The organism is Allobosea spartocytisi (assembly GCF_014764685.1).
Lineage (GTDB): Bacteria > Pseudomonadota > Alphaproteobacteria > Rhizobiales > Beijerinckiaceae > Allobosea > Allobosea spartocytisi.
In genome coordinates this window covers 101,820-127,742 of sequence record NZ_JACXWY010000014.1, presented here as the reverse complement: position 1 = coordinate 127,742, position 25,923 = coordinate 101,820, and the positions used below count along the sequence as shown (strand labels likewise).

Genomic DNA, 25,923 nt, shown 5'->3' with positions numbered 1-25,923 from the left:
CTTGGGTATTGAGAAACCGGTTCAGGCCGCTGCGCGGCCGGGCTCCTTTCCGTCCTTGGCCATCTTGATGGCCAGCGACAGGGCGGCGCGCGAGGCGCCGAGATTGGCGATGCCCTTGCCGGCGATCTCATAGGCCGTGCCATGGGCCGGGGTACAGATCGGGAAGGGGAAGCCGCCGATCAGCGTGACGCCGCGGTCGAAGCCCATCAGCTTCATCGCGATCTGGCCCTGGTCGTGATACATCGTCAGCACCGCGTCGAAATCGCCGTTCTTCGCGCGCAGGAAGACGGTGTCCGACGGGAACGGCCCCTCGACCGTGAAGCCCTTGGCCTTGGCCGCCTTGACCGCCGGCTCGATCGTCTCGATCTCGTCGCGGCCGAAATTGCCGCCGTCGCCGGCATGGGGGTTGATGCCGGCCACCGCGATGCGCGGCGGATCGAAGCCGGCTGCCCGCAGATTGGCATCCGCCAGCGCCAGTGCCCGCAGGATGCGCTCCTGAGTGATGTTCTCGGCCACCGCCGAGAGCGGAATATGCGAGGTGACGCGCGCATTCCACAGCGTGTCGAGGACATTGAACTCGCTCGCAGGCCCCTCGAAGCCGATGGCGTCGCGCACGAAGCGGATCTCGTCGTCATAGCCGGGATAGGCGAAGCGCATGGCTGCCTTGTTGAACGGCGTGAAGAACACGGCGTCGGCCTTGCCGGAGGCGGCGAAGCGTAGCGCCCGGCGGAAATTCTCGGTCGCCGCCTTGCCGCCCGCAAGCGTCGCCTTGCCGCGCTGAAGATCGGCGGGGTCGTGATTGGCGAGGTCGATGAAGACCGGCTTGTCGGCCTTCGCGGGCAGGGCGTCTTCCGAGGCGGCGATCTGCACATCGGGGTCGAGCCCGGCATCGGCGGCGCCGAGATCGAGCAGGCGCTTGTCACCGAAGATGACGTAACGGGCCGCGTCGCGCAGATCGGGCTCGCGCAGCAGGCGCGCCAGCAATTCGGGACTGATGCCCGAAGGATCGCCCATCGCCACCGCGATGACCGGCTTCTTGCCGTTCTCGGAGCTGTCCACCGCTGATCCTCCTGCGGGGCGCGCGTCGATTCGCAAGGGCAATTCGCCCTGATCCGGCTGCGCGTTCCCTCTTGATGTCGTTCGTTGCCGAATTCGCTAACACAGCTCGCCCGACTCCTCAAGTATGCTGTATGCAGTATAACAGCAGCACATGAGAATGAGCGAAGCGGCGCCCGAACACCGGGAGCGCGCCGCCGACAGGGAGAGCGAGACGATGAATTTCCACGCCCATTACGCCGGCATCCGGCAGCCGGTCGCGACCTGCCTGGTCGGCAGCGGCGGCTTCGGGCGCAGCTATCTGGCGCAGGCGCGGCGCACGCGCCTGATCGAGGCCCGCATCGCAGTGGATATGACGGCCGAGGCGGCTGGCCGGGCCTTTGTGGCGGCAGGCTATGCCGCCTCCGAGGTCGCCCTGTGTGAAACGGCGGCCGAGGCGCGCGCGGCCTGGGAGGCTGGGCGCTGCGTCGCGGCGGGGCGGCTGGAGACGGTGATCGATCTGCCTTTCGCCTTGCTGGTGGAGGCGACCGGCTCGCCCGAGGGCGCGACGCGCCATGCGCTGATGGCGATCGAAGCCCGCCGCCACGTCGCGCTCGTCTCGAAGGAGGCCGACAGCGTGGTCGGCCCCGGCCTCGCGCGGCTGGCGAAGGACAAGGGCGTGCTGGTCACGCCGGTCGATGGCGACCAGCCGAGCCTGCTGATCGCCCTCGTCACCTGGGCGGAGGTCCTCGGTCTTGAGATCGTCGCCGCCGGCAAGTCGAGCGAGTACGACTTCGTCTTCGATCCGGCGTCCGGCAACGTCACCTGCAACGGCGTGACGAAGCAGCTGCCGGAGCTTTCCGCGCATTGGCTGCCGGGTTCGCGCTCGGTCACGGCCGTTGCGGCCGAGCGCGCGCGCATCCTCGGCGGCGCCTTTCCGCTGCGCGCCGTGCCCGATCTCTGCGAGATGACGCTCGTCGCCAACGCGACCGACCTCGTGGCCGACCGCGCCGGCTTCCACGCGCCGCCGGCGCGCATTCCCGAGATTGCCGATCTGTTCACGGCACGGGCCCAAGGCGGCCTGCTCAGGGGCGCGCGCCGGATCGACGTGTTCCATCATCTGCGTCTGGCGGAGGAGGCGAGCTTCGCCGGCGGCGTCTTCGTCGTCGTGCGCTGCGAGAACGCCGAAACCTGGGAGATGCTGGCCGGCAAGGGCCATGTCCTCTCCCGCGATGGCAGGACGGCGATGCTGTACCTGCCACGCCATCTGCTGGGCGTCGAGGTTGCGACCAGCATTCTCGATACCGCCGGGCTCGGCCGCTCGGGCTATGGCGACGACTACCGGCCCCGGCAGGACCTCGTCGCCGTCGCCGAGCGGGATCTGGCGGCCGGCACGGTCCTGGCCATGGGCGGCCATCATCACAGCATTGCCGGCATCGGTGCGGAAGTCCGTCCGGCCGCGGCGCTGGCCGAGGACCGTCCCGCCCCGTTCTACCTCGTCGCCGACCGCAGGCTGCTGCGCGATGTGACGGCCGGCGAGGCGATCCGGCTGGGCGATGTCGAGATTGCGCCGGATTCGACCTTGCTCGCGACGCGCCATCGCCAGGATGCGCTCTTCGCCGATGATCTGGCCGGGAGCGGTTTGACAGGGCAGGGCGCCCATGGCGTAAACGCCGATAGTTTGGAAACGATGGCGACACGATGAGCGATGCAGCGAGCGATTATCCCCGCATCACCCGCCGCACGCTGCACGACGAGGTGCTGGAGCGCCTCCGCGACATGATCATCGAGGGCCGGCTCGAGCCCGGCCAGCGCATCAATGAGGGGCAGGTCGGCGCACAGCTCGGCGTCTCGCGCACCCCCTTGCGCGAAGCGATCAAGACGCTCGCCAGCGAGGGGCTCGTCGAGATCCTGCCGGCCAAGGGCGCCGTGGTCCGCAAATTCTCGGCGCAGGATCTCTATCAGGTGCTCGAGGTGCTGAAGGCGCTGGAGCAGCTCGGTGGCCGCATCGCCTGCGAACAGGCCCCGGATGCGACCATCGAGGCGATCCACGCCTTGCACAGGCGCATGCTGGAGCTCTATGCGACGCGTGAACGGCTCGAATATTTCAAGCTCAACCAGGCGATCCATACGGCCATGGTCGCGGCCTCCGGCAATCAGGTGCTGGTCGAGATGCACGGCACGCTGCAGTCGCGGATCAAGCGGCTGCGCTTTATCGGCAATGAGGGGCCGGAGAAATGGGCCGGCGCCGTCGCCGAGCACGACGAGATGATGGCGGCCCTGTTGAAGCGCGACGCGGACGCGCTCTCGGAGGCGATCGGCAAGCATATGGAATCGACGCTCAGGCGCGTCCGGGACGTGCTCTGAGATCGGCTTGAGTTCCCGCGCCCGCTGTCGAACGGCCGGCGCGGGAACGGAGCCGTTTAAGCGAACTCAGCTCTGCACGAAGGCGAGCAGATCGGCGTTCAGCACCTCGGCATGGGTGGTGAGCATGCCGTGCGGATAGCCCGGATAGACCTTGAGCGTGCCGTTTTTCAGCAGCTTGATCGATTCATGCGCCGAGGCGCCGATCGGCACGATCTGATCATCGTCGCCATGCAGCACGAGAGTCGGCACGCCGATCGCCTTCAGATCCCCGCTCTGGTCGGTCTCCGAGAAGGCCTTGATGCCGTCGTAATGGGCCTTGGCGCTGCCCATCATGCCCTGGCGCCACCAATTCCTGATCACGCCCTCGTCGACCTTCGCGCCCGGCCGGTTGTAGCCGTAGAACGGCCCGGTCGGGACATCGAGGAAGAACTGCGCGCGGTTGTCGGCGAGCGCCTTGCGGAAGCCGTCGAAGACCTCGATCGGCAGGCCGCCCGGGTTCTTCTCGGTCTTGACCATGAGAGGCGGCACGGCGCTGACGAGAACCGCCTTGGCGACCCGGCCCTGCGGTTCGCCGAACTTCGCGACATAGCGGGCGACCTGCCCGCCGCCGGTCGAGTGGCCGATATGGACGGAGTTTCTCAGGTCGAGATGCTCGACGACGGCCGAGGCGTCGGCGGCGTAACGATCCATGTCATGGCCGTCCCAGATTTGGGCCGAGCGGCCATGGCCGCGCCGGTCGCTGGCGACGACGCGATAGCCCTTCGCCAGGAAGAACAGCATCTGCGCGTCCCAGTCGTCGCTGCTCAGCGGCCAGCCATGGTGGAACATGATCGGCTGGGCGTCCTTCGGCCCCCAGTCCTTGTAGAAGATCTCGACATTGTCCCTGGTCGTTACGAATGGCATGTCGGTCGTCCTCTTTTGCCTGACAAAGTCCCTGCAGAATTGATGCCGATGTCGCGGCTCGCTGCATTTCACCCTGAGTTTGTGTCAGGTTGTCATTCGCGATGCGAAGCCGCGCGCCGCGATGGCGCCCGCCGATAAAAGCGCATGCGCCGGGTAAGGCAAGAGGCGTATTGGCCGCTGCCTTGTGCTTCGCCGGCTCCCCTTGAAGCCGCGGCGGCTCTTCGCCATATCTAGCGCAAGCGGAAGGGTTCGCCTTTCGCCCGCGGGATGCTGCCAGTGGCGGGTTCCGATGATTGATGAGGCGCCTTTCGAGGGCTTCTGTATGACGCGTACGCCTAGTCTGTCCCATCCGTTCCTGCTCGGTTTCGATGATATCGAGCGCGCGCTGGATCGCGTCGCCAAAGGCGCCAGCGAGGGATATCCGCCCTATAACATCGAGCGGTTGCCCCGGACGGAGGAGGAGCCGGATCGCCTGCGCATCACGCTGGCGGTCGCCGGCTTCGCGCGCGAGCAGCTTGAGATCACGCTGGAGGAAAACCAGCTCACGATCCGCGGCCGCCAGGGCGACGACAAGAACCGGCAGTTCCTGCACCGTGGCATCGCGGCGCGCCAGTTCCAGCGCAGCTTCCTGCTGGCTGATGGCATGCATGTGCTCGGCGCGGATTTGTCGAACGGTCTGCTCGCGATTGATCTGGCCAGACCGGAACCAGAGAGGCTCGTCAGGCGTATCGATATCGTGAGCCGCGAGTAGAGGACGAGGGTTCGTCCGATTTTGAAGGGTGCGTCAGCGGTTTACGCATCTGTTCATAATTGAAGGCGCAGTATCGAAACCGCATTCGCACTGCTCTGAAGGAGGGCGCGATGAAACAGGACAGGATTTTGATCCAGAGCAACCCGCTGACCCCCGCTGAATTCGCGGCACTCGGAACAGGTGAGGTCGCCTACGTCAAGCCGATGACTTCGGACGAGCTGATGCGGATCTTCCCGCAGGCCCCGAAGATCGAGTCCGGCCTCAAGCTCTATACGCTGCTGTCGGCCGACGGGGCACCGATCCTCGTGACCGATACGCGCGAGGCCGCCACGGCCAATGCCTGGGAGCATGACCTCAAGATGGTCAGCGTCCACTGACGCCGGCTGGCTGAATTCAGGAGGCGGTCGCCACCCCGGCGACCGCTGCCTGCAACCGGGCGATGTCGGCGGGTGACGAGAGGCGGTGATCGCCGTCCTTGACCAGTGTCAGCACCACCGGGTCGCCGCTCAGATGTTCCACCAGCTTGAGCGCCTGCAGCCAGGGCACGTCCGGGTCGCGCATTCCCTGCAGGATATGGACCGGGCAACCGGCCTTGATCTCGCCGCCGAACATGAGATGCCGGCGGCCATCCTCGATCAGGGCCCGGGTGATCGGCGTCGGTTCGGGTGAATACTCGGACGGACGCAGCCAGACGCCCTCGTCGAGGATCGTCCGGCGGATCGAATCGGGCATCTGCGCCCACATCAGTTCCTCGGAGAAATCGACGGCCGGAGCGATCAGCACCAGACCTGCGGGCTGGAGCGCCGTGCCGAGCAACCGGCGGGCCGCGAGCAGCGCGATCCAGCCACCCATCGAGGAGCCGACGAGGATCGGCCGCTGCCGACACTGGCTTTCGATCATGGCGAGGGCGTCGCCGAGCCAGTCCGACAGGGTGAAGTCGCCGAAATCGCCGTCGCTTTCGCCATGCCCGCCATAGTCGAAGCGCAGGCAGGCCCGGCCGCTCGCGCGAGCCCAGTCGGCGAGCGCCTCCGCCTTGGTCGCGCGCATGTCGGAGCGGAAGCCGCCGAGCCAGACGACCGGTGCCCCTTCGCCCTCTTGCAGGAGGAAGGCGAGGCGACGGCTTGAGCCTTTACCGACCTCGAGCCATTGCGGGGGCTGACGCTCCAAGGCAAATCTCCTGTGACGAATCGCGGTGCCGCGGCGATTATGGGTGCGGCGACCGTCCGATAGGGGCATATTCGCCCGCACGAATGAAAGTCCAGATCAAGAGCGCATGTCCTTCAAGCCGGGTGCCCATCTTTCGCTGCCTTCGACCGAGACCCATCCGCTCGCCGGGCGCACGATCCTGCAGATCATTCCGGAACTCGAAGCCGGCGGGGCCGAGCGTACCGCCGTCGACATCGCCAAGGGTCTGACCGATGTCGGCGCCCGCGCGCTGGTCGCGACCGAGGGCGGGCGCCTCGTCGCCGAGCTTCAGGCCAAGGGCGGCGTCTGGCTGCCTTTCCCAGCCGCATCGAAGAACCCGGTCGCGATGGCGCTCAATGTGCGCAAGCTGGTCGAGCTTTGCCGTGAGGAGGAGGTCGAGCTCATCCATGCCCGCTCGCGGGCGCCGGCCTGGGTCGCGCTCGCCGCCGCGAAGATCCTGAAGCTGCCCTTCGTCACCACCTATCACGGCTCCTATAACAGCCGTTCCACCGTGAAGACGCTCTACAATTCGGTGATGGCGCGCGGCGATGTCGTCATCGCGAACTCCGCCTATACGGCCGGGCTGATCCTGGACAAGCACCCGGTTGCGCGCGACAAGGTGCGGGTCGTCAACCGCGGCACGAATTTCTCGGCCTTCGCGCCCGCCGCCGTCAGCGCCGACAGGGTGCAGGCCCTGCGCAAGGCCTGGGGGGTCGAGCCGCATCAGCGCATCGTGCTGCTGCCCGGCCGCTTGACCGGCTGGAAGGGCCAGCGCGTTTTGATCGAAGCCGCCCGCATCATGCGCGACGGCGGCGATACCGACACCGCCTTCATCCTCGCCGGCGATGCCCAGGGTCGCGACAACTACGTCAAGGAGCTTGACGGCCTGATCGCCAAGGCCGGGCTGGAAGGTCGCGTGACACGTGTCGGCCATTGCAGCGACATGCCGGCGGCGATGCTTTCGGCGGCGGTCGTGGCGGTGCCCTCGACAAGCGCGGAGGCGTTCGGCCGCGTCGCGGTCGAGGCGCAGGCGATGGGCACGCCCGTCGTCGTCTCCGATCTCGGTGCCGTGCCCGAGACGGTGCTCGCCCCGCCGCAGGTCACGCCGCCCGAGCGCACCGGCTGGCATGTTCCGCCGGACGATGCCGCCGCTCTGGCGGCTGGCTTGCGCGAGGCGCTCGATCTGCGCCCGTCGGCGCGGGAGGCTCTGGCGCGGCGCGCCCGCGTCCATGTCGAGCGGCATTTCTCGCTGGAGGCGATGGTCGCGGAAACCCTCGACGTCTATTGCGCGTTGCTGGGGCGCTGACCGACTTCTGCGGCAGGAGATGCCTGACGCAGCTTCGTCATGCATTGACAACGCGCGTCTTTATGCAATGTGTCTGAATCAACGGCGCGAGCCGCGCCAAATACAGGAGAATACCCCATTCGTCGTCCGTACCGCGCTGCCCCGACCCCGACCAAGGAAGGTCCCCGCTCGAACCGCGACATCCGCGGAGTTCGCGAAGTCCAACTCATCGACGATACCGGCGCCAATCGCGGCGTGGTCTCGTTTTTCGATGCGCTGAAGCTCGCCGAGGATGCCGGTCTCGACCTGGTCGAGATCGCCCCGAACTCCGTTCCGCCCGTCTGCAAGATCCTCGACTACGGCCGCTTCCGCTTTCTTGAGCAGAAGAAGGCCGCGGAGGCGCGCAAGAAGCAGCGCACCATCGAGATCAAGGAGATCAAGCTCCGGCCCGGCATCGACAAGCACGATTACGACGTGAAGATGAAGGCCATGCACGGCTTCTTCGAGGAAGGCGACAAGGTGAAGGTCACCCTGCGCTTCCGCGGCCGTGAGATGGCGCATCAGGACCTCGGCGTGAAGGTGCTGGAGCGCGTCAAGGCCGATCTCGTCGAAATCGCCAAGGTCGAGAGCGACTGGCAGCTCGAAGGCCGCCAGATGGTCATGGTGCTCGCGCCGCGATAAGCGCGGGCCCAACCGGTTTCCGGAAAGAGCGCGCCTTCGGGCGCGCTTTTTCGTTCTGGGGCGCCCTCAGGGTTTTTGCGTCAGCTCACCGAGCGGATGATCTCGCGATAGGCTCCTTCCGGAAACGCCTTGAGCGTCTCGGTTCGGATATTGCCCAGCATGGCGAGCTGCAGGCAGAAGCGAGCCTGCACGGCGTCATCCGGCGCCTCGCAGACGATGACCATGTCGTATCGACCCATGGTCATGAAGAATGCCTTGAACGCGCCGCCCATCTCGGCGAGCGCCTGTTTGGCCGCATCGAGCCGGCTCGGCGACGCTGTGAGGTTGCGCGCGCCCTGGTCGGTCCAATTCGCCAGCATGATGTAGGTTGTCATCGGGCTACTCCCTGAAGCGGCCCGGCCTGTCCTTCGGAAGCATGGGCGGCGGCTCGATACCGCCGCCGTGTCGATCATGGGCTGTCGCCGGACCTCGGCCGCCATCTTACCGCATCAGCCGGGGGGAGCGGAACCGGCTTCGCCGCGCCCGGGCATATTCGGGCGAAGCGGGCACCGGCCTGCGCGAAGAAAACGCGATCGAAGCAAGAGCCGGATCACCCTTCCGCGTCCGACAGGACTAGGAGGGCGATCCGGCCGCCGCTTTCGCGCGCTCGCCGCTCAGCGGATCGGCGGGCCGTATTGCAGGCCGCCCTGCGTCCACAGCTTGTTGACGCCGCGCGGCAGCGGGTTGCTGCTCTTGGGGCCGAAATGCCGGTCGAAGCTCTCGCCGTAATTGCCGACCGCCTTGACGATGCGCACGACCCAATCATTGGTCAGGCCGAGACTTTCGCCGAACTTGCCCTCGGCGCCGAGCATGCGGCGCACTTCCGGGTTCTGCGAGGTCTTGGCCAGTTCCTCGACATTGGCCTGCGTCACGCCCAGCTCCTCGGCATTGATCGTGGCGATGACGGTCCAGCGCACCAGGTCGAACCAGGCGGGGTCGTTCTTGCGCACCCAGGGACCGAGCGGCTCCTTGGAGATGACCTCCTGCAGCAGCACATGCTCGTCAGGGTCCTTCAGCCTGCCGCGCGTGCCGGCAAGCGCCGAGAGATCGGTGGTGTAGGCGTCGCAGCGGCCGGCCTCATAGGCCTGGACCGTGTCTTCCAGCGTGCCGAACGCCACGGTCTCGAACTTGATGCCGTGGGTGCGGCCGTAATCGGCGAGGTTCAGCTCCGTGGTCGTGCCCTGCGCGACGCAGACCGAGGCGCCGTTGAGATCCTTGACGGTGTTCACGCCGAGCTTCTTTCGGACGATGAAGCCCTGGCCGTCGTAATAGTTGACCGTGGTGAAGCTGACACCCTGGCCGATGTCGCGGCCGAGCGACCAGGTGGTGGTGCGGGCGAGCACGTCGATCTCGCCGGCCTGCAGCGCGACGAGGCGGTTCTTGCTCGACAGCGAGAGATAGCTCGCCTTGTTCGGGTCGTTGAAGATCGCCGCCGCGAGCGCGCGGCAGACATCGGTGTCGAAGCCGACCCAGATTCCGTTTTTGTCCTGCAGCGAGAAGCCCGGCACGCCCTCGCTGGTGCCGCAGATGATGTTGCCGCGCGCCTTGATCTTCTCGAGCGTCGACTGGGCGAGGGAAGGGGCGGCGGCCGTGGCCGTCAGGGCCAGGCCTGCGGCCAGGCTGAGCAGGAAGCGTTTCACGGTGGATCTCCGGGTTGGGCGAGGGCCGCGGGCCAACCTGCCACTTTTTTGACGGAGGTGTGAAGCCGGTTTCCGTAAGGTTCTCCCGCCAAATCGCGGCGCGCCGCTCCGGGTGTGCCACGCGCTGTTTCGGCGGGGCTTTGCCCGCGGTTTTCCCCAGAAGCCGGCTTTTCGCTTGCCAGCCGGCTTCTTTTCTGCGATACGCGCGGCCTTCGATCGCCCGGCTGATAAGGGCTGCCGTGGCGATCGTGCTTTGCTTCCTGAAAGCAAGACATTGGCAAAGCCGCCGCAAGGCGCGCTGGCCTTATGACCGATAGGAGCTGAAATGCCCAAGATGAAGACCAAATCGGCCGCCAAAAAGCGGTTCAAGATCACCGGTACCGGCAAGGTGCTCTACGCCCAGGCCGGCAAGCGTCACGGGATGATCAAGCGGACCAACAAGCAGATCCGCAATCACCGCGGCACCACCACCCTGTTCGAGGGTGATGCGGCCAACGTGAAGAAGTACTTCCTCCCCAACGGCTGACGCCACCTGATAGTCCGGAGATCATGACATGGCTCGCGTGAAACGGGGCGTAACGTCCCACGCCAAGCACAAGAAGACATTCAAGGCCGCCAAGGGCTTCTATGGCCGCCGCAAGAACACGATCCGCGCCGCCAAGGCGGCCGTCGATCGCTCGATGCAGTTCGCCTATCGCGACCGCAAGAACAAGAAGCGCTCCTTCCGCGCGCTCTGGATCCAGCGCCTCAACGCCGCGGTCCGCGAGCACGGCCTGACCTATTCGGTCTTCATCGGCGGCCTGATCAAGGCCGGCATCGAGCTCGACCGCAAGACCCTTTCCGCCATGGCGATCGACGACGCGGCCTCCTTCACCGCCGTGGTCGAGACCGTCAAGGGCGCGCTGGGCGCGCAGGCCCAGGCCGCCTGAGCGGTTCGGACCGATCTGATTTGGAGAAGGCCGGCGGAAACGCCGGCCTTTTTCTTTGGTGATGGCGATGAGGCCCGAGAATCTCCGCTGGGAGGAGGCGCGGCATCGGAGCGGCCTCTCCGGCGAGAGATGCTCGGGTCAAGCCCGAGCATGACGGCTCCCGTCACGTCTGTACGCTGCCATTCCCCGGCGAGGCCCAGCCATCGCCGGCGCCGTCGACGATGCACTGATATGCCGCTTCCGGCGTGTCGGCATAAGCGAACAGCTTCAGGTCCTCCGGGCGGATGAAGCCGGCCTGCGCCATCGTGTCGAGGTTGAGCAGCCCCTTCCAATACGCCGAGTCGAACAGCACGATCGGCACGCGGCCCATCTTTCCCGTCTGCACCAGCGTCATGATCTCGAACAATTCGTCGAGCGTGCCGAATCCGCCGGGAAACACCACCAGCGCGGCGGCCCGCATCGCTAGATGCATCTTGCGCATCGCGAAATAGTGGAAGCGGAAGGTCAAATCCGGCGTCGACCAGGCGTTGGGCTCCTGCTCATGCGGCAGGGTGATGTTGAAGCCGATCGAGAGGGCGCCGGCTTCGGTCGCGCCGCGATTGGCGGCTTCCATGATGCCGGGGCCGCCGCCGGTGGCGATGACGTGGTTCCGGCCGGCATCCTTGGGCGCCAGCGCCCCGCCGCGCTCGGAGGCGATGCGCGCGAACTCGCGTGCCGCCTCGTACCAGCGATTGCCCTCCCGCACCCGCGCCGAGCCGAAGACGACGATGGTCGAGACGATGCCGCGCGCCCGCAGCAGATCTTCCGCCTTCTGGTATTCCAGCATGAAGCGGGCGCCGCGCATCGAATCGCCGAGGAGAAAATCGGGGTCGAGGGCCGCGAGCCGGTAGGAGGGGGATTCCTTCTGGGCGGTGCTGTCGGGCATGGCATTGTCCTGGGTCGGCATGTTTCGGACCGGGAAGCGAAACCGCTTACCCGAGAAATCCGGTACGGGAATGTTTCGCGAATCGCGAAGATAATCACTGTTTGGCGTTTCATTTCTCCGTCATCCGCTATCCCGAAAAGCGTTTCACTTTCTGGCTCGATAATCTAAGAACGCGCCGTCCCCACGCCTTCAACACGTTGCGACCCGTTCATGACCGATATCGCCACTCTGGAACGCGACCTCCTCGGCGCGATCGATTCTGCCGCCGACGAGGCGGCCATCGAGGAACTGCGTATCGCGGCGCTCGGCAAGTCGGGCTCGATCTCGGCGCTGCTCAAGACGCTGGGCGCGATGACGCCGGAGGAGCGCAAGGAGAAGGGCCCGCTGATCAACGGCCTGCGCGATCGTGTCCAGGGCGCGATCGCGGCGCGCAAGGAAGCACTTGGCGAGGCGGCGCTCGATGCGCGGCTCAGCTCAGAGCGGGTCGACGTCTCGCTGCCGGTCCAGGATGGCCCGGAGGCGCGCGGACGCATCCATCCGATCAGCCAGGTCATCGACGAGATCACCGCGATCTTCGGCGATATGGGCTTCGCCATCGCCGAGGGGCCGGATGTCGAGACCGACGATCTCAACTTCACCAAGCTGAACTTCCCGGTCGGCCATCCCGCCCGGGAGATGCACGACACCTTCTTCTTCGCGCCGGATGCGAATGGCGAGCGCAAGCTTTTGCGCACCCACACCTCGCCGGTGCAGGTGCGCACCATGCTGGCGCAGGAGCCGCCGATCCGCGTGATCTGCCCGGGCCGCACCTATCGCAACGATTCCGACCAGACCCACACCCCGATGTTCCATCAGGTCGAGGGGCTCGTCATCGACAAGAAGGCCAATCTCGGCCACCTCAAGTGGGTGCTCGAGGAGTTCTGCAAGGCGTTCTTCGAGATCGACGATGTGAAGATGCGCTTCCGCCCGTCCTTCTTCCCTTTCACCGAGCCTTCGATGGAGGTCGACATCCAGTGCTCGCGCAAGGGCGGCGAGATCCGCTTCGGCGAGGGCGACGACTGGCTGGAGATCCTCGGCTGCGGCATGGTCCATCCGAACGTGCTGAAGAATTGCGGGCTCGATCCGGACGTCTATCAGGGTTTCGCCTGGGGCATGGGCATCGACCGCATCGCCATGCTGAAATACGGCATGCCCGATCTGCGCCCCTTCTTCGAGGCGGATGTGCGCTGGCTCGCGCATTACGGCTTCCGCCCGCTCGACCTGCCGACGCTGACGGGCGGCCTCTCCTCATGACGATGCGGGCCGGGCAGGGGAGGGCGCGATGACGGCTGCGGGCTGGGCGGCTGGACTGGCCGTGCTGCTGGTCGCGGTGAACCTGGCGGGCCAGGCCATCGCGCTCTGGCGGCTGCGCCGGCCTCTGCAGCGCTCGGCCGTGCTCGCGGACCTGCCGCCGGTCACCATCGTCAGGCCGGTGCGCGGCATCGAGGCTTTCAGCCGCGAGACGGCCGTCTCCGGGCTCGAGCTCGACTACCCCAGCTACAGCACCATCTTCTGCGTTGCCGATGGCGACGACCCGATCGTTCCGCTGATCGAGGAGATGATCGCACGCTACGGCGCCGACAAGGTCAGGCTGATCGTCGGCGACGTCGTCGTCAGCGCCAATCCCAAGCTCAACAACTGCGTGCGCGGCTGGGAGGCGGCGACGACCGACTGGGTCATCCTCGCCGATTCCAACGTGCTGATGCCGAAGGACTACATCCAGCGCATGCTGGCCGCCTGGCGTCCCGAAACCGGCCTCGTCTGCTCGACGCCGGCAGGCTCGCGGCCGCAGAGCTTCGGGGCCGAGGTCGAATGCGCCTTCCTCAACGCCTTCCAGGCGCGCTGGCAATATGTCGGCGAGGCGCTGGGGCTGGGCTTCGCGCAGGGCAAGTCGATGCTCTGGAACAAGCCCTTCCTCGACGCGCGCGGCGGCATCGCCGCGCTGGGCGCCGAGATCGCGGAGGATGCCGCCGCCACCAAGCTCGTGCGCAGCGCCGGCAAGCATGTCCATCTCGTCGGCCAGCCCTTCGAGCAGCCGCTGGGCCCGCGCCGCATCGCCGATGCGGTGCAGCGCCAGTTCCGCTGGGCCCGCCTGCGCCGCGTCACTTTCCTGCCCTTCTTCGCGATCGAGATCCTCTCGGCTCCGCTGCTGCCGGTCCTGCTGGCTGCCTTCGCCTGCCTCGGCTACGGCCTGCCGGTCTGGCTCGGGCCGCTCGCCGTGCTGGTGCTCTGGTATCTCGGCGAGATCGTTCTGTCGGCCGGTGTCGGCTGGTTCCTGAACTGGCGCTCGCCCTTCGCCATGCTGGTGCGCGACATCGCCTTTCCCGGCATCTGGGCCTATGCCTTCGTCGGCGGCGAGGTGAGCTGGCGTGGCAACGCCATGAAGATCCGCACCGACGGCACCAACGAGCTCAACGACACCGCGCCGGCGCTCTCGGCGGCGCGCGCGAAGATTTCCGACTGATCCGGCAAAGCTGATCCGATAAGACGATGAAGTTCACGATCTCCTGGCTCAAAGAGCATCTCGACACCGACGCCTCCGTTGCGGAGATCACTGATGCCCTGACCCGCATCGGCCTGGAGGTCGAGGCGATCGAGGATCGCGCCGCCGCGCTCTCGGCCTTCACCATCGCCTATGTCATCGAGGCGAAGCAGCACCCGAATGCCGACCGCTTGCGCGTCTGCATGGTCGACACCGGCACGGGCGAGCCCGTGCAGGTCGTCTGCGGCGCGCCGAACGCCCGCACCGGCATGAAGGGCGTGTTCTCGCCGCCGGGCAGTTACATTCCCGGCAAGAAGATCACGCTCGGCAAGGGCGTCATCCGCGGCGTCGAGTCGAACGGCATGCTGGTTTCGGAAGCCGAGCTGGAACTCTCCGAGGACCATGACGGCATCATCGAACTGCCGGCCGATGCGCCGGTCGGCCAGCCCTATGCCGTCTACGCCGGGCTCGACGACGCCGTCATCGAGATCGCGGTGACGCCGAACCGGGCGGATGCGCTGGGTGTCGCCGGCATCGCCCGCGACCTCGCCGCCGCCGGCCTCGGCAAGCTGAAGACGCAAGCCATCCCGCCGGTGCGCGGCTCCTTCCCGTGCCCGGTCAAGGTCGTCATCGACTTCGCCGAGGAAGACAAAAAGCTCTGCCCGGCCTTCGCGCTACGCCTCGTGCGGGGCGTGAAGAACGGCCCGTCGCCGGACTGGCTGCAGGCACGTCTGCGCGCCGTGGGCCTCAGGCCCATCAACGCGCTGGTCGACATCACCAATTTCATGACGCTCGACCGCAACCGGCCGCTGCATGTCTTCGACGCCGCCAAGGTCAGGGGCAACCTCACCGTCCGCCGCGCCAAGGCCGGTGAGACCATTCTCGCGCTCGACGGCAAGACCTATACGCTGACCGACGAGCAGGTCGTGATCGCCGACGAGCACGGCGTCGAGTCGCTCGCCGGCATCATGGGCGGCGAGGCCTCGGGCAGCAGCGAGGCGACCACCGACGTGCTGATCGAGAGCGCGCTCTGGGACCCGCTCAACATCGCCCGCTCCGGTCGCGCGCTCGGCATCAATTCGGATGCGCGCTATCGCTTCGAGCGCGGCGTCGATCCCGACTTCACCCGGCCCGGCCTCGACCTCGCGACGGCGCTGGTGATCGAGCTCTGCGGTGGCGAGGCCTCCGAGATGGAATTCGTCGGCGAACTGCCGGAAAGCCCGGCCGCGATCGACTTCCCCTGGTCGGAGGTGAAGCGCCTGACCGGGCTCGAATTGCCGCAGGTCGAGATGAAGCTGGCGCTCACCTCGCTCGGCTTCCACGTCTCGGGCGCGGGCGAGCGGGTCAAGGTCGCAGCCCCCTCCTGGCGCGCCGATGTTGGCGGCAAGGCCGATCTCGTCGAGGAGATCGTGCGCATCGCCGGGCTCGACCGCGTCATCTCGACGCCGCTGCCGCGCATCAAGGGCGAGGTCGTCAAGCCCGTCCTGACCGTGCTGCAGAAGCGCACCCGCACCGCCAAGCGCACGCTGGCCGCGCGCGGCCTCGTCGAGGCCGTGACCTGGTCCTTCATCTCGCATGATCAGGCGAAGCTCTTCGGCGGCGGCTCGCGCAAGCTCGCGCTCGCCAACCCGATCGCGGCCGATCTCTCCGATATGCGGCCCTCGCTGCTGCCGGGGCTGATCCGCGCCGCGCAGAACAATGCCGATCGCGGCTTCCCGGATGTCGCTCTGTTCGAGGTCGGCCAGATCTTCCTCAGCGACGAACCGGAAGGCCAGCTCATCGCCGCCACCGGCCTGCGCCGCGGCACGGCCAAGCTTGACGGTGTCGGCCGCCACTGGGACGGCGGCGCCAAGGCCGTCGACGCTTTCGACGTCAAGGCCGATGCGCTCGGCCTGCTCTCCGCTCTCGGCGTGCCGACCGGCGGCTTGCAGATCGTCGCGGGCGGTCCCGGCTGGGCCCATCCCGGCCGCTCGGCGACCCTCCAGTTCGGCCCGAAGGGCGTCATCGGCGCCTTCGGCGAGGTGCATCCGAAGATCCTCAAGGCGCTCGACGCCAAGGGACCGCTCGTCGCCTTCGAGATCCATCTCGATGCGCTGCCGCTGCCCAAGTACAAGCCGACCAAGGTCAAGCCGAAGCTTGCGCTCTCGGACTTCCAGCCGGTGACGCGTGACTTCGCCTTCATCGTCGACAAGGCGGTGGCGGCCGGCGACATGATGAAGACGGCGCAGGGCGCCGACCGCGCGCTGATCGCCAATGTCGGCGTCTTCGATCTCTATGAGGGGCAGGGCGTCGAGACCGGCAAGAAGTCGGTCGCGCTGGCGGTGACGCTCCAGCCGGTCGAGAAGACGCTGACCGAGGCGGAAATCGAGGCCGTCGGCAGCAAGATCGTCGCCGAGATGGCCAAGCGCTACGGGGCGACGCTCAGGGGCTGATGCCCGCCATCCAACGCACGTCATGCTCGGGCTTGACCCGAGCATCTCGCGCAGGATGAGGCTCACCTGCTCTCTTCGGCAGGAGATTCTCGGGTCCCCGCTGCGCGGCGCCCGAGAATGACGTCGGGGCCAACAGTCTCTGACCATTGACCATGATTATGTAATAATCAGCGGCAGAAAACCCTGCGCATTCGGAGTATCGGCACCGGATTGTTGCAATTTCGCTGACTGATGACTCTCACCGAACGCCCCGTCACGGACAATCTGTTCCCCGGCTTCCGCCTGCTCGACGTCGCGACATCGGGCGCGCGCATCCGTGTGCGCACCGGCGGCGAGGGGCCGCCACTCCTGCTGCTGCATGGCTACCCGCAGACCCATGCGCTCTGGCACAAGGTCGCGGCACGGCTGAAGGACCGTTTCACGCTCGTCTGCGCCGACCTGCGTGGCTATGGCGACAGCGAGAAGCCGCCGACCGACGCCGGGCACGCGCCCTATTCCAAACGCGCCATGGCGCAGGATATGGCCGAGGTGATGACGGCGCTGGGTCACGAGCGCTTCTTCGTCGGCGCGCATGATCGCGGCGCCCGCGTCACCCATCGCCTGGCGCTCGACCATGCCGAGCGCGTCATCCGCCTCGCCACGCTCGACATCGCCCCGACGCGGGAGATGTATGCCAACACCACCGACGCTTTCGCCCGCGCCTATTGGCACTGGTTCTTCCTGATCCAGCCCGCGCCCTTCCCGGAACGGATGATCGGCGCGGATCCGGAAGCCTATTGGCGCAAGAAATGCGGTTCCGGCTCGGCCGGGATGACGCCCTTCGCGCCGGAAGCGCTCGCCCATTACCTGCGTTGCTTCGCCGATCCTGCGACGATCCATGGCTCCTGCGAGGATTATCGCGCCGCCGCGACCATCGACATCCGCCATGACGACGAGGATGGGGACCGCAAGCTGACCCAGCCGCTGCTCGCGCTCTGGGGCGCCAACGGCATCATCGGCAAATGCTTCGACCCTCTCGCCTTGTGGCGCGAGCGTGCGCAGGATGTGCGCGGCCATGCCCTACCGGGCGGCCACTATCTCGCGGAGGAGGTCCCCGACCTCGTCGCCGCGGAGTTCCAGGCCTTCTTCGGAGAAGCAGCATGACCGGGACCAATCGCGTCTATCGTATCGCCGTCATCCCCGGCGACGGCATCGGCAAGGAGGTCATGCCCGAGGGGCTGCGCGTGCTGGAGGCGGCGTCGAAGAAGTTCGGTTTCGAGCTGCGTCTCGACGAGTTCGATTTCTCCTCCTGCGACTACTACGCCAGGCACGGCAAGATGCTGCCGGACGACTGGAAGGAAAGGATCGGCGGCCACGACGCGATCTATTTCGGCGCGGTCGGCATGCCCCAGCAGGTGCCGGACCACGTCTCGCTCTGGGGCTCGCTGCTGCTGTTCCGGCGCGAGTTCGACCAATACGTCAATCTGCGCCCCGTCCGCCTGATGCCGGGCGTTCCGGGCCCGCTCGTGGGCCGCAAGCCGGGCGACATCGACTTCTTCGTCGTGCGCGAGAACACTGAGGGCGAGTATTCCTCGGTCGGCGGGCGCATGTATGCCGGCACCGAGCGCGAGATCGTCATCCAGGAGACGGTGATGAGCCGTGTCGGCGTCGACCGCGTGCTGAAATACGCTTTCGAGCTCGCCCAGCGCCGCCCGCGCAAGAAGCTGACCTCGGCCACCAAGTCCAACGGCATCTCGATCACCATGCCCTACTGGGACGAGCGGGTGAAGGAGATGGCCAAGAACTATCCGGGCGTCGCCGTCGACCAGTACCATATCGACATCCTGACCGCGCATTTCGTGCTGAACCCGGACCGCTTCGACGTGGTCGTCGCCTCGAACCTCTTCGGCGACATCCTCTCCGATCTCGGCCCGGCCTGCACAGGCACCATCGGCATCGCGCCGTCGGGCAACATCAACCCGACCGGTGATCATCCTTCGCTGTTCGAGCCGGTCCATGGCTCGGCGCCGGACATTGCGGGGCAAGGCATCGCCAACCCGGTCGGCATGATCTGGTCGGGTGCGATGATGCTCGATCATCTCGGCGAGCACGAGGCCGCCAAGGGCATCGAGGCGGCGATCGAGCGGGCGCTCGGCGACGCGCGGACGCGGACACGTGATCTCGGCGGCCCGCTCGGTACCGAAGCTGCCGGCAAGGCGGTCGAGCAGGCGCTCGGCTGAGCGAGAAAAAGGGCGGCGCGGCCCTGGCCGCGCCGATTGGGGCAAACGAAGCCGGAAGCGGCCGGGGCAGACGAGGAAAGTCGCGCGACCATGGATCTGACGTCGTTTTCGCTGGGCGATCCCCTGCTCTGGGGCAAGCTCTTCGAGATCATCCTGCTCAATGTCATCCTCTCGGGTGACAATGCCGTCGTGATCGCGCTGGCCTGCCGGGCGCTCGCGCCGGAGCAGCGCACCAAGGGCATCGCGCTCGGCGCGGCGGTGGCCGTGGTGCTGCGGATCGCCTTCACGGTGGTCATCGCGTCCCTGCTGAGCATGCCCTTCCTGCGCATCGTCGGCGCCGGTTTGCTGATCTGGATCGCGGTGAAGCTTCTCGTCGAGGATGAGGGGCAGGACGAGGATTCCATCGCCGCCAGCAGTAAGCTCTGGAAAGCCGTGCAGACGGTCGCGATCGCCGACATCGTCATGAGCCTAGACAATGTCCTCGCCATCGCCGGCGTGGCGCGCGATTCCATGCCGCTGCTGATCGTCGGCCTCGTCATCTCGATCCCGCTGATCGTGGTCGGCGCCTCGCTGATCACCAATCTCTTGACCCGCTTCCCGATCCTGGTCTGGGCCGGCGCGGGCCTGCTCGGCTGGGTGGCGGGCGAGATGCTCGACAGCGACCCCTGGCTGGTGACCCGCTTCGGCGCGGAACTGCTGCACCAGCTCGAATACCCCGTCGCCATCCTCGGTGCGCTGCTCGTGCTCGGACTTGGCTATCTCATCAAATCGCGCCGGCCGGACCCGGCACACTAACCGATTGTTTTGATGCAATTCCGGCGCGGTGCCGCTGCGCGCTTCTGCTGGAACGGCTTGAAGGACTGACCGACACATGGATTTCTCATCTTCGACCTTCTGGGTGTCGCTGCTCCAGATCATCTGGATCGACCTCCTGCTCTCCGGCGACAACGCCATCGTCATTGCGATGGCGGTGCGCTCGCTGCCGGAGAAGCAGCGCAAGCTGGGCATCCTGCTCGGCGCCGGTGCCGCCGTGGGCCTGCGCATCCTCTTCGCGGTGGTGGTGTCCTATCTGCTCAACATCCCCTTCCTGAAGGTCGTCGGCGGGCTGCTGCTGTTCTGGATCGCGATCAAGCTCGCCAAGGGCGAGGAGGAAGCCCATAGCGATATCGCGGCCAGCGACAATCTCTGGAAGGCGGTGCGCACCATCGCCATCGCCGATGCGGTGATGAGCCTCGACAACGTGCTCGCCATCGCCGCGGCGGCGCGCGGCCATTTCGAGCTCTTCATCTTTGGCCTGCTGCTGACCATTCCGCTGATCATCTTCGGCGCGAACGTCCTCTCGAAGGTCCTCGAACGCTTCCCGATCCTGGTCTGGTTCGGCGCCGGCCTGCTCGGCTGGATCGCCGGCGAGATGCTGGTCAGCGACATCGCCGTGCTGCAATGGCTCCAGACCGCCATCCCGAGCTGGGTCCAGACCGTTCCGGTGTCCGACACACATCCGGTCGGGTTGGCGACGAACAAGACGGTCTTTTACGGAGCGGCGGTCGTCGGCGCAGCCTTCGTCTGCGCTGTCGGCTACCTTCTCAAGCGCAAGCCTGCCGACCAGCCGGGCTGAGCTTCAGGCGCCATCCAGAACGATCGCCGCGGCGGCCAGGATCTCCTGGCCGCCGTTTTCGATGGTGACGAGCGCGCCTTCTGCCATGCCCCGCAACGGATCGTGGACACGGAAGCGTTCGGGCGAGATGAGTAAGATCGCGAAGCTTTCGGGCGGCCGGACGAATCCGGTTCCGAGCGCTTTGACATAGGCCTCCTTCGCCGCCCAGAGCCGGGCGAAGGCGAGGGCGCGAAGCGAAGGTTCGCTCTCCTCCAGCATCCGCCATTCATCGCGATGCAGGGCTTCGCGCGGAATGACGCCGGCCGGATCGACCCGTTCCACATCAACCCCGACGGGTGCCTGCGCGAGCGCGATGGCGATGACGCCCGCCCGTGTCGCAAGCGAGATCTGCAGGTCCGTTTCCAGCGCCGTCGCCAGCAGCGGCCGGCCGGCGGAATCATGAGCGATGGCGATTTCAGCCGCAGGGCGGCCGAGCTGCCGCGCCAGGATGGCCCGTGCCGTCTCGCGCCGGAGTGTCGAGCGCTCCGTCAGGTTGCGCGGCCGCTGCGGCGTCGCCACCAGCCAGACGGCCGGGTAGGTGGGCGCGGTCGCCTCGGTCGAACGGAGCCAATGCATGGGCCGGACTATGGCATGCGGCTTATCCCGTCACCACGTGCGCGGGCCGATATCCGGACCGCGTCCTGCCCCATCGGCCTCCGCCTTGCATGGGGCACATGCGCAGGTGCAGCCGGCATGCGTTGACCCGACGGCGCCTTCGGCCTTTGGAAAGACCATGCAGTCACACGATACCGAACCGCCATTGGCGGGCAATGTTGCTCCCTTCACGGCACAGGGCATGCTGCTCGGCCTGCGCAAGGTTTCCGTGCTGCTGCCGGGCATCGTCGTCTTCGCCGTGGCCTTCGGCGCCGCCGCCTCGGCCAAGGGCATGAGCCTCGTCGAGACGCTGCTGATGAGCGCCCTGGTCTATGGCGGCGTCTCGCAGCTCGTGGCGATGGAGCTGTGGCGGCCGGAATGGAGCTGGGGCGCCATCGTCGGGCTGGCGGTGGTCACCGCCACGGTCAATGCCCGCTCGATCCTGCAGGGGGCCTCGCTGCAGCCCTGGTTCGCGCGCTATCCCAAGGGGCTGAACGCCTTCCACCTGTTCTTCTTCACCGATGCGAACTGGCTGATCGGCACGCGCTATCAGGCCGAGGGCGGGCGTGATCTCGGCGTTGTGGTCGGGGCGGGCCTCGGGCTCTGGGTCGTCTGGGTTCTCGCCACGGTTCCCGGCCACATGCTGGGCGCCCTGGTCTCCGATCCGCGCCGTTACGGCATCGACCTCGTCATGCCGATCTTCTTCGCGGCGATGATCGTGCCGCTCTGGCGCGGCCGGCGCGCTGCCGTTCCCTGGGTCGTCGCCGGTATGGTCGCCCTGCTGACGGCGAAGCTCGTCGACGGCTACGCCTTCATCATCGCCGGCTCCCTCGCTGGCGCCGTCACGGGGGCGTTCCGCGATGACGCTGTCTGATCCCGGCCCCTGGGGCGCCTTCATCGCCATCGGCGCCATGGCGATGGCGACCTATCTCTGCCGGCTGGCAGGGGTGGTGCTGATGAGCTTCGTGCCGCTGACGCCGCATGTCCGGCGCGGCCTTGCCGCGCTGCCCGGCTCGATCGTGGTCGCGACCGTGCTGCCTTTGATCGAGCGGCTCGGCCTCGCCGCGGCCGTGGCGCTGCTCGCCGCCATCGGCGCGATGTTCGTGACCCGCAGCGAACTCGTCGCGCTGCTCACCGGCATGGCGATGATCTCGGCGGCGCGGTTCTTCGGCTTCTAGAGCATTTTCGAGCGAAGTGGACACCGGTTCGCGTGAAGACAATGCGGCAAACCAAGACCTGACCCATCACCCCGCCCGATGGCTTCCATCACATCCCGTCATCGCGCCATGTCCGGCTGGCTGTTGACGGCGCGTGGCGGCGGGAGGACGGTGCGGCTTAGCAAAAACGACTGAAACGGAGCGCCGTCATGGCATGGTATTCTCAGACCTGGACCTGGTTCGACGGAGCCTGGCATGAGGGCAACCCCGGCCTCGTCGGCCCGCGCAGCCATGCTCTCTGGCAGTCCTCCTCCGTCTTTGACGGCGGCCGCTATTTCGACGGCGTCGCCCCCGACATCGACCTGCACGCCGCGCGCGTGAACCGCTCCGCCGTGGCGCTCGGCCTCGAGCCCACCGTGACCCCGGATTTCATCGTCGAGAAGATGTATGAGGGCGCGAAGAAATTCGCTCCCGGCACGGCGCTCTACGTCAAGCCGATGTACTGGGCCGAGGCCGACGGCCCCTCGACCATCATGCCCGATCCGGATTCGACCCAGTTCGCGCTCTGCCTGTTCGAGGCGGCGATGCCGCAGCCGACGAATGGCTTCTCCGTCACCAAGGGCATCTATCGCCGTCCGACCTTCGAGACCGCCCCGACCGATTCCAAGGCCGGCTGTCTCTATCCGAACAATGCCCGCATCCTGAAGGCCGCCAAGGCCGCCGGCTTCGACAACGCGCTGGTGCTCGACATGCTCGGCCATGTCGCGGAGACGGCGACCTCCAACATCTTCCTCGCCAAGGACGGCGTGGTGAAGACGCCGGTCCCGAACGGCACCTTCCTGAACGGCATCACCCGCCAGCGCGTCATCAGGCTGCTGCGCGAGAACGGCGTGCCGGTCGAGGAGTGCAGCCTGCGCTACGAGGATTTCGAGACGGCCGACGAGATCTTCATCTCCGGCAATTACTCGAAATGCATGCCGGTGATCCGCATCGACGACCGCGTGCTCCAGCCCGGCCCGCTCTTCCGCAAGGCGCGCGAGCTCTACATGGACTTCGCGCACAGCAAGGCGAAGGCCGCCTGAGGCCGTAGGAACTGGCCATGGCGCGCCTCGCCACGCGGCTGACCGAGCGGCTCGGCATCGCCCACCCGATCCTGTCGGCGCCGATGGCGCTGGCAGGCGGCGGGGCGCTTGCCGCCGCCGTGACGCGGGCGGGCGGGCTTGGCCTGATCGGCGGCGGCTATGGCGATGCTACGTGGCTCGATCAGCAATTCGCCGCCGCCGGCAACACCCAGACCGGCTGCGGCTTCATCACCTGGTCAATGGCGAAGCGGCCGGAGCTGTTGACGCAGGCGCTGGCGCATAAGCCTGCCGTCCTGATGCTGTCCTTCGGCGATCCGCGCCCCTTCGCCACCGAGATCGCGGCGGCGGGCGTGCCGCTGATCTGCCAGTGCCAGTCATTGCAGCATGTCCGGCAGGGTCTGGAGGCCGGTGCCGCGATCATCGTCGCCCAAGGCGCCGAGGCAGGCGGCCACGGCGCGCGCCGCGCAACCTTGCCTTTCGTGCCCGAAGCGGCCGATCTCATCGCCCGCGAGAGCCCGCAGACGCTGCTTCTCGCCGCGGGCGGCATCGCCGACGGGCGCGGGCTCGCCGCCGCGCTGATGCTGGGCGCGGACGGCGTGCTCGTCGGCACCCGTTTCTGGGCGAGCCGCGAGGCGCTGGTGCATGAGCGCCATCATGCCGCCGCCGTCGCGGCCACCGGCGATGGGACGGTGCGCTCCTCGTTGCCCGACATCGCCCGCCAGCTCGACTGGCCGAAGCCCTTCGACATCCGCGTCGCGGACAATGCCTTCATCGCGCAATGGGCCGGGCGCGATCACGAGCTGAAGGCCGCGATCGCGACAGAGGCTACGGCCTATCGCGAGGCCTTCATGGCCGGAGACCCCGACAAGGCGGCCGTGATCTTCGGCGAGGCGGCGGGGCTGATCGCCGATGTGCCGTCAGCCGGCGAGATCGTCGAGCGGATGGTCGAGGAGGCCGCTGCGCTGCTCGGCGGGGCAGGGCGCTTCCTCGGCTGAGAATTCAGCGCAGCAGCCTGAGCAGCCCCGTCATCTTCAGCCCGATGCCGGCGATGGCGACATAGAGCAGGCCCGCGGCTGTGGACAGCAGCAGCACCGCCATCAGCAGCGGCTGCGGCAGGGACGCTGTCCATGCCTGGGCCGGAGAGGCGAACCACCAGGCCAGAAGGCCGGCGGCGATGGTGGCCACGCCGACGATCGCGACAAAGCCCGGCAGGCGCCGGTCCGGCGCGGTCCAGCCGCGCCGCCGCGCCAGCACGAACAGCGTCAGCAGATTGACCCAGGCGCCGGCGGCGGTGGCGAGGGCGAGGCCCGGAGCGCCCCAGTCGCGCCACAGGAACAGCTTGAGCGTGAGATTGCAGGCGATGGCCGCGAGCGCGACCAGCATCGGCGTCCTGGTGTCGCCGCGCGCCTGGAAGGCCGAGACCTGGGTGCGGATCATCACGATCGCCGGCAGGCCGAGGGAATAGGCGAAGAGCACGGTGCCGGCCGCCCGGCTCGCTTCGGCATCGAAGGCGCCGCGCTGGAACAGCCCCGCCACGATCAGGTCCGGAATCGCGATGAAGGCGGCGACGAAAGGAGCGCTGGCGAGGAGCGAGATCGCGACGGCGCGGTTCTGCGAGCGGTTGGCGCCGGCCTCGTCCCCGCGCGCGACCTGCCGGCTCATCGCCGACAATGCGACCGTGCCGACCGCGATGGCGATCAGCCCGAGCGGGAGCTGGTAGAGCCGCTCGGCATAGTAAAGGGCCGAATAGGCGCCGCGCGGCAGCAAGGAGGCGATGATCGTGTCGGCGAAGATCGCGATCTGCACGCCGGCCGAGCCGATCACCGCCGGCCCGAAGGCCTTCAGAAAGCGCCGGACGCCGAGATCCATATGCGGCCTGACCAGCTTGCTGGAGACGCCCGCGCGCTTGGCCGCCACATAGAGCAGCACCCATTGCGCCAGCCCGGAGATCGCGACGCCCCAGGCGGCGGCATAGGCCGCGCCCGGAAACAGGAAGGGCACGGCGAGTGCCGCCATCACGCCGATATTGAGCAGGATCGGCGCGGCTGCGAAGGCCGAGAAGCGGTCGACCGCGTTCAGCGTCGCGCCGAGGAAGGTGACCATGGTCACGAAGAGCAGATAGGGGAAGGTGATCCGCGTCAGCGCGACGGCGAGCGCGAAGGTGGCCGGATCTTGCTTGAAGCCGGGCGCCAGCAGCGTCACCAGCCAGGGCATAAGCGGCAGGGCCAACGCGAGCAGCACAACCTGGATCAGGAACAGCACGGTGAAGAGCCGGTCGGCGAAGAGATTCGCCGCCTGCTGCCCCTGCTTCTCCGCGACATGAGCATAGGCCGGCACATAGGCCTGGTTGAAGGCGCCCTCGCCGAAGATGGCGCGGAAATGATTCGGCAGGCGCAGCGCCACCGAGAAGGCGTCCATGGTGGCGCCGGCACCGAGCACGGCCGCGAGCATGATGTCGCGCGCGAAGCCGGTCAGGCGCGAGATCAGCGTATAGCCGCCGACCGACAGGATGTTCCGGAGCATG

27 protein-coding genes are annotated in these 25,923 nt (G+C 67.2%); 19 read left to right on the top strand and 8 right to left on the bottom strand.

Annotated features, from left to right (window positions below):
* Positions 1-21: 21 nt before the first annotated feature.
* Entirely contained in the window at positions 22-1,014 is a 993-nt protein-coding gene (locus tag IED13_RS20115) for a 4-hydroxythreonine-4-phosphate dehydrogenase PdxA (protein WP_112763517.1), read from the bottom strand.
* 202 nt (positions 1,015-1,216) lie between these two features.
* Between IED13_RS20115 and IED13_RS20110 the strand changes: the two genes are divergently transcribed.
* Positions 1,217-2,740: a flagellar biosynthesis protein FlgA gene (locus IED13_RS20110; RefSeq protein ID WP_318652293.1), complete on the top strand. Its 1,524-nt coding sequence runs from the start codon at positions 1,217-1,219 to the stop codon at positions 2,738-2,740.
* Positions 2,737-3,402: a GntR family transcriptional regulator gene (locus IED13_RS20105; protein WP_113253337.1), complete on the top strand. Its 666-nt coding sequence runs from the start codon at positions 2,737-2,739 to the stop codon at positions 3,400-3,402. The genes IED13_RS20110 and IED13_RS20105 overlap by 4 nt, the downstream gene beginning before the upstream one ends.
* Before the next feature lie 66 nt (positions 3,403-3,468).
* Here IED13_RS20105 and IED13_RS20100 read toward each other — a convergent pair whose 3' ends face one another.
* Entirely contained in the window at positions 3,469-4,305 is an 837-nt protein-coding gene (locus IED13_RS20100; RefSeq protein WP_191125229.1) for an alpha/beta fold hydrolase, read from the bottom strand.
* 322 nt (positions 4,306-4,627) lie between these two features.
* Here IED13_RS20100 and IED13_RS20095 point away from each other — a divergent pair, with 322 nt between their 5' ends.
* Positions 4,628-5,056 carry an Hsp20 family protein gene (locus IED13_RS20095; protein WP_038362345.1) on the top strand — a complete coding sequence of 143 codons (429 nt, stop codon included), beginning with the start codon at positions 4,628-4,630 and terminating at the stop codon, positions 5,054-5,056.
* A 110-nt stretch (positions 5,057-5,166) separates the two neighbouring features.
* Positions 5,167-5,433 carry a BQ00720 family protein gene (locus tag IED13_RS20090; protein ID WP_038361053.1) on the top strand — a complete coding sequence of 89 codons (267 nt, stop codon included), beginning with the start codon at positions 5,167-5,169 and terminating at the stop codon, positions 5,431-5,433.
* Between the two features lie 16 nt (positions 5,434-5,449).
* On the opposite strand, the gene IED13_RS20085 is transcribed toward IED13_RS20090, so the two are convergent.
* Positions 5,450-6,223, bottom strand: a complete 774-nt coding sequence (locus IED13_RS20085) for an alpha/beta hydrolase (protein ID WP_248312677.1) — start codon at positions 6,221-6,223, stop codon at positions 5,450-5,452.
* A gap of 106 nt (positions 6,224-6,329) precedes the next feature.
* Here IED13_RS20085 and IED13_RS20080 point away from each other — a divergent pair, with 106 nt between their 5' ends.
* Entirely contained in the window at positions 6,330-7,547 is a 1,218-nt protein-coding gene (locus IED13_RS20080) for a glycosyltransferase family 4 protein (protein WP_191125227.1), read from the top strand.
* 117 nt (positions 7,548-7,664) lie between these two features.
* Positions 7,665-8,207 carry a translation initiation factor IF-3 gene (infC, locus tag IED13_RS20075; RefSeq protein WP_038362350.1) on the top strand — a complete coding sequence of 181 codons (543 nt, stop codon included), beginning with the start codon at positions 7,665-7,667 and terminating at the stop codon, positions 8,205-8,207.
* Between the two features lie 80 nt (positions 8,208-8,287).
* Here infC and IED13_RS20070 read toward each other — a convergent pair whose 3' ends face one another.
* Together IED13_RS20070 and IED13_RS20065 are read right to left on the bottom strand one after the other, a co-directional pair.
* Positions 8,288-8,581 carry a GYD domain-containing protein gene (locus tag IED13_RS20070; protein ID WP_038361058.1) on the bottom strand — a complete coding sequence of 98 codons (294 nt, stop codon included), beginning with the start codon at positions 8,579-8,581 and terminating at the stop codon, positions 8,288-8,290.
* Positions 8,582-8,860: 279 nt separating this feature from the next.
* Positions 8,861-9,886, bottom strand: coding sequence for an amino acid ABC transporter substrate-binding protein (locus IED13_RS20065; RefSeq protein ID WP_113253342.1), 1,026 nt, complete (start codon positions 9,884-9,886; stop codon positions 8,861-8,863).
* Between the two features lie 325 nt (positions 9,887-10,211).
* Between IED13_RS20065 and rpmI the strand changes: the two genes are divergently transcribed.
* Both rpmI and rplT read left to right on the top strand, forming a co-directional pair.
* A complete protein-coding gene (gene rpmI, locus IED13_RS20060; RefSeq protein ID WP_038361062.1) occupies positions 10,212-10,412 on the top strand; it encodes a 50S ribosomal protein L35 in 201 nt (66 codons plus the stop codon).
* Between the two features lie 28 nt (positions 10,413-10,440).
* On the top strand, positions 10,441-10,815 hold the full coding sequence (rplT, locus tag IED13_RS20055) for a 50S ribosomal protein L20 (RefSeq protein ID WP_038361064.1): 375 nt from the start codon (positions 10,441-10,443) through the stop codon (positions 10,813-10,815).
* Positions 10,816-10,978: 163 nt separating this feature from the next.
* On the opposite strand, the gene IED13_RS20050 is transcribed toward rplT, so the two are convergent.
* Positions 10,979-11,740 carry an LOG family protein gene (locus tag IED13_RS20050; protein ID WP_208112863.1) on the bottom strand — a complete coding sequence of 254 codons (762 nt, stop codon included), beginning with the start codon at positions 11,738-11,740 and terminating at the stop codon, positions 10,979-10,981.
* A gap of 210 nt (positions 11,741-11,950) precedes the next feature.
* Here IED13_RS20050 and pheS point away from each other — a divergent pair, with 210 nt between their 5' ends.
* The 7 genes from pheS (at position 11,951) to IED13_RS20015 (ending at position 20,527) form a co-directional block, all read left to right on the top strand.
* The gene (gene pheS, locus IED13_RS20045; RefSeq protein WP_191125226.1) at positions 11,951-13,033 is read left to right on the top strand and encodes a phenylalanine--tRNA ligase subunit alpha; all 1,083 of its coding nucleotides are present in this window, start codon (positions 11,951-11,953) and stop codon (positions 13,031-13,033) included.
* 28 nt (positions 13,034-13,061) lie between these two features.
* Entirely contained in the window at positions 13,062-14,243 is a 1,182-nt protein-coding gene (locus tag IED13_RS20040) for a ceramide glucosyltransferase (RefSeq protein WP_191125225.1), read from the top strand.
* Between the two features lie 26 nt (positions 14,244-14,269).
* Positions 14,270-16,693, top strand: coding sequence for a phenylalanine--tRNA ligase subunit beta (gene pheT, locus IED13_RS20035; RefSeq protein WP_191125224.1), 2,424 nt, complete (start codon positions 14,270-14,272; stop codon positions 16,691-16,693).
* Positions 16,694-16,924: 231 nt separating this feature from the next.
* Positions 16,925-17,836, top strand: coding sequence for an alpha/beta fold hydrolase (locus IED13_RS20030; protein ID WP_191125223.1), 912 nt, complete (start codon positions 16,925-16,927; stop codon positions 17,834-17,836).
* Positions 17,833-18,912 carry a tartrate dehydrogenase gene (locus tag IED13_RS20025; RefSeq protein WP_191125222.1) on the top strand — a complete coding sequence of 360 codons (1,080 nt, stop codon included), beginning with the start codon at positions 17,833-17,835 and terminating at the stop codon, positions 18,910-18,912. The genes IED13_RS20030 and IED13_RS20025 overlap by 4 nt, the downstream gene beginning before the upstream one ends.
* Positions 18,913-19,002: 90 nt before the next feature.
* Positions 19,003-19,707, top strand: a complete 705-nt coding sequence (locus tag IED13_RS20020; protein ID WP_112763290.1) for a TerC family protein — start codon at positions 19,003-19,005, stop codon at positions 19,705-19,707.
* Positions 19,708-19,783: 76 nt separating this feature from the next.
* Entirely contained in the window at positions 19,784-20,527 is a 744-nt protein-coding gene (locus tag IED13_RS20015; protein WP_038361080.1) for a TerC family protein, read from the top strand.
* Between the two features lie 3 nt (positions 20,528-20,530).
* Here the strand turns inward: IED13_RS20015 and IED13_RS20010 are convergent, their stop codons facing one another.
* Positions 20,531-21,142: a 4'-phosphopantetheinyl transferase family protein gene (locus tag IED13_RS20010; RefSeq protein WP_191125221.1), complete on the bottom strand. Its 612-nt coding sequence runs from the start codon at positions 21,140-21,142 to the stop codon at positions 20,531-20,533.
* 157 nt (positions 21,143-21,299) lie between these two features.
* Here IED13_RS20010 and IED13_RS20005 point away from each other — a divergent pair, with 157 nt between their 5' ends.
* The 4 genes from IED13_RS20005 (at position 21,300) to IED13_RS19990 (ending at position 24,394) form a co-directional block, all read left to right on the top strand.
* Positions 21,300-22,034 (top strand): AzlC family ABC transporter permease, encoded by a 735-nt coding sequence (locus IED13_RS20005; protein ID WP_112763292.1) that lies wholly within the window; start codon positions 21,300-21,302, stop codon positions 22,032-22,034.
* Complete coding sequence (locus IED13_RS20000; protein ID WP_112763293.1) at positions 22,021-22,338, top strand: AzlD family protein; 318 nt, start codon at positions 22,021-22,023, stop codon at positions 22,336-22,338. Before IED13_RS20005 ends, IED13_RS20000 begins: the two co-directional genes overlap by 14 nt.
* A gap of 188 nt (positions 22,339-22,526) precedes the next feature.
* Positions 22,527-23,399: a branched-chain amino acid aminotransferase gene (locus IED13_RS19995; protein WP_038361085.1), complete on the top strand. Its 873-nt coding sequence runs from the start codon at positions 22,527-22,529 to the stop codon at positions 23,397-23,399.
* 17 nt (positions 23,400-23,416) lie between these two features.
* Positions 23,417-24,394: an NAD(P)H-dependent flavin oxidoreductase gene (locus tag IED13_RS19990; RefSeq protein WP_191125220.1), complete on the top strand. Its 978-nt coding sequence runs from the start codon at positions 23,417-23,419 to the stop codon at positions 24,392-24,394.
* Positions 24,395-24,398: 4 nt separating this feature from the next.
* Here the strand turns inward: IED13_RS19990 and murJ are convergent, their stop codons facing one another.
* Entirely contained in the window at positions 24,399-25,922 is a 1,524-nt protein-coding gene (gene murJ / locus IED13_RS19985) for a murein biosynthesis integral membrane protein MurJ (RefSeq protein WP_191125219.1), read from the bottom strand.
* Position 25,923 lies beyond the last annotated feature (1 nt).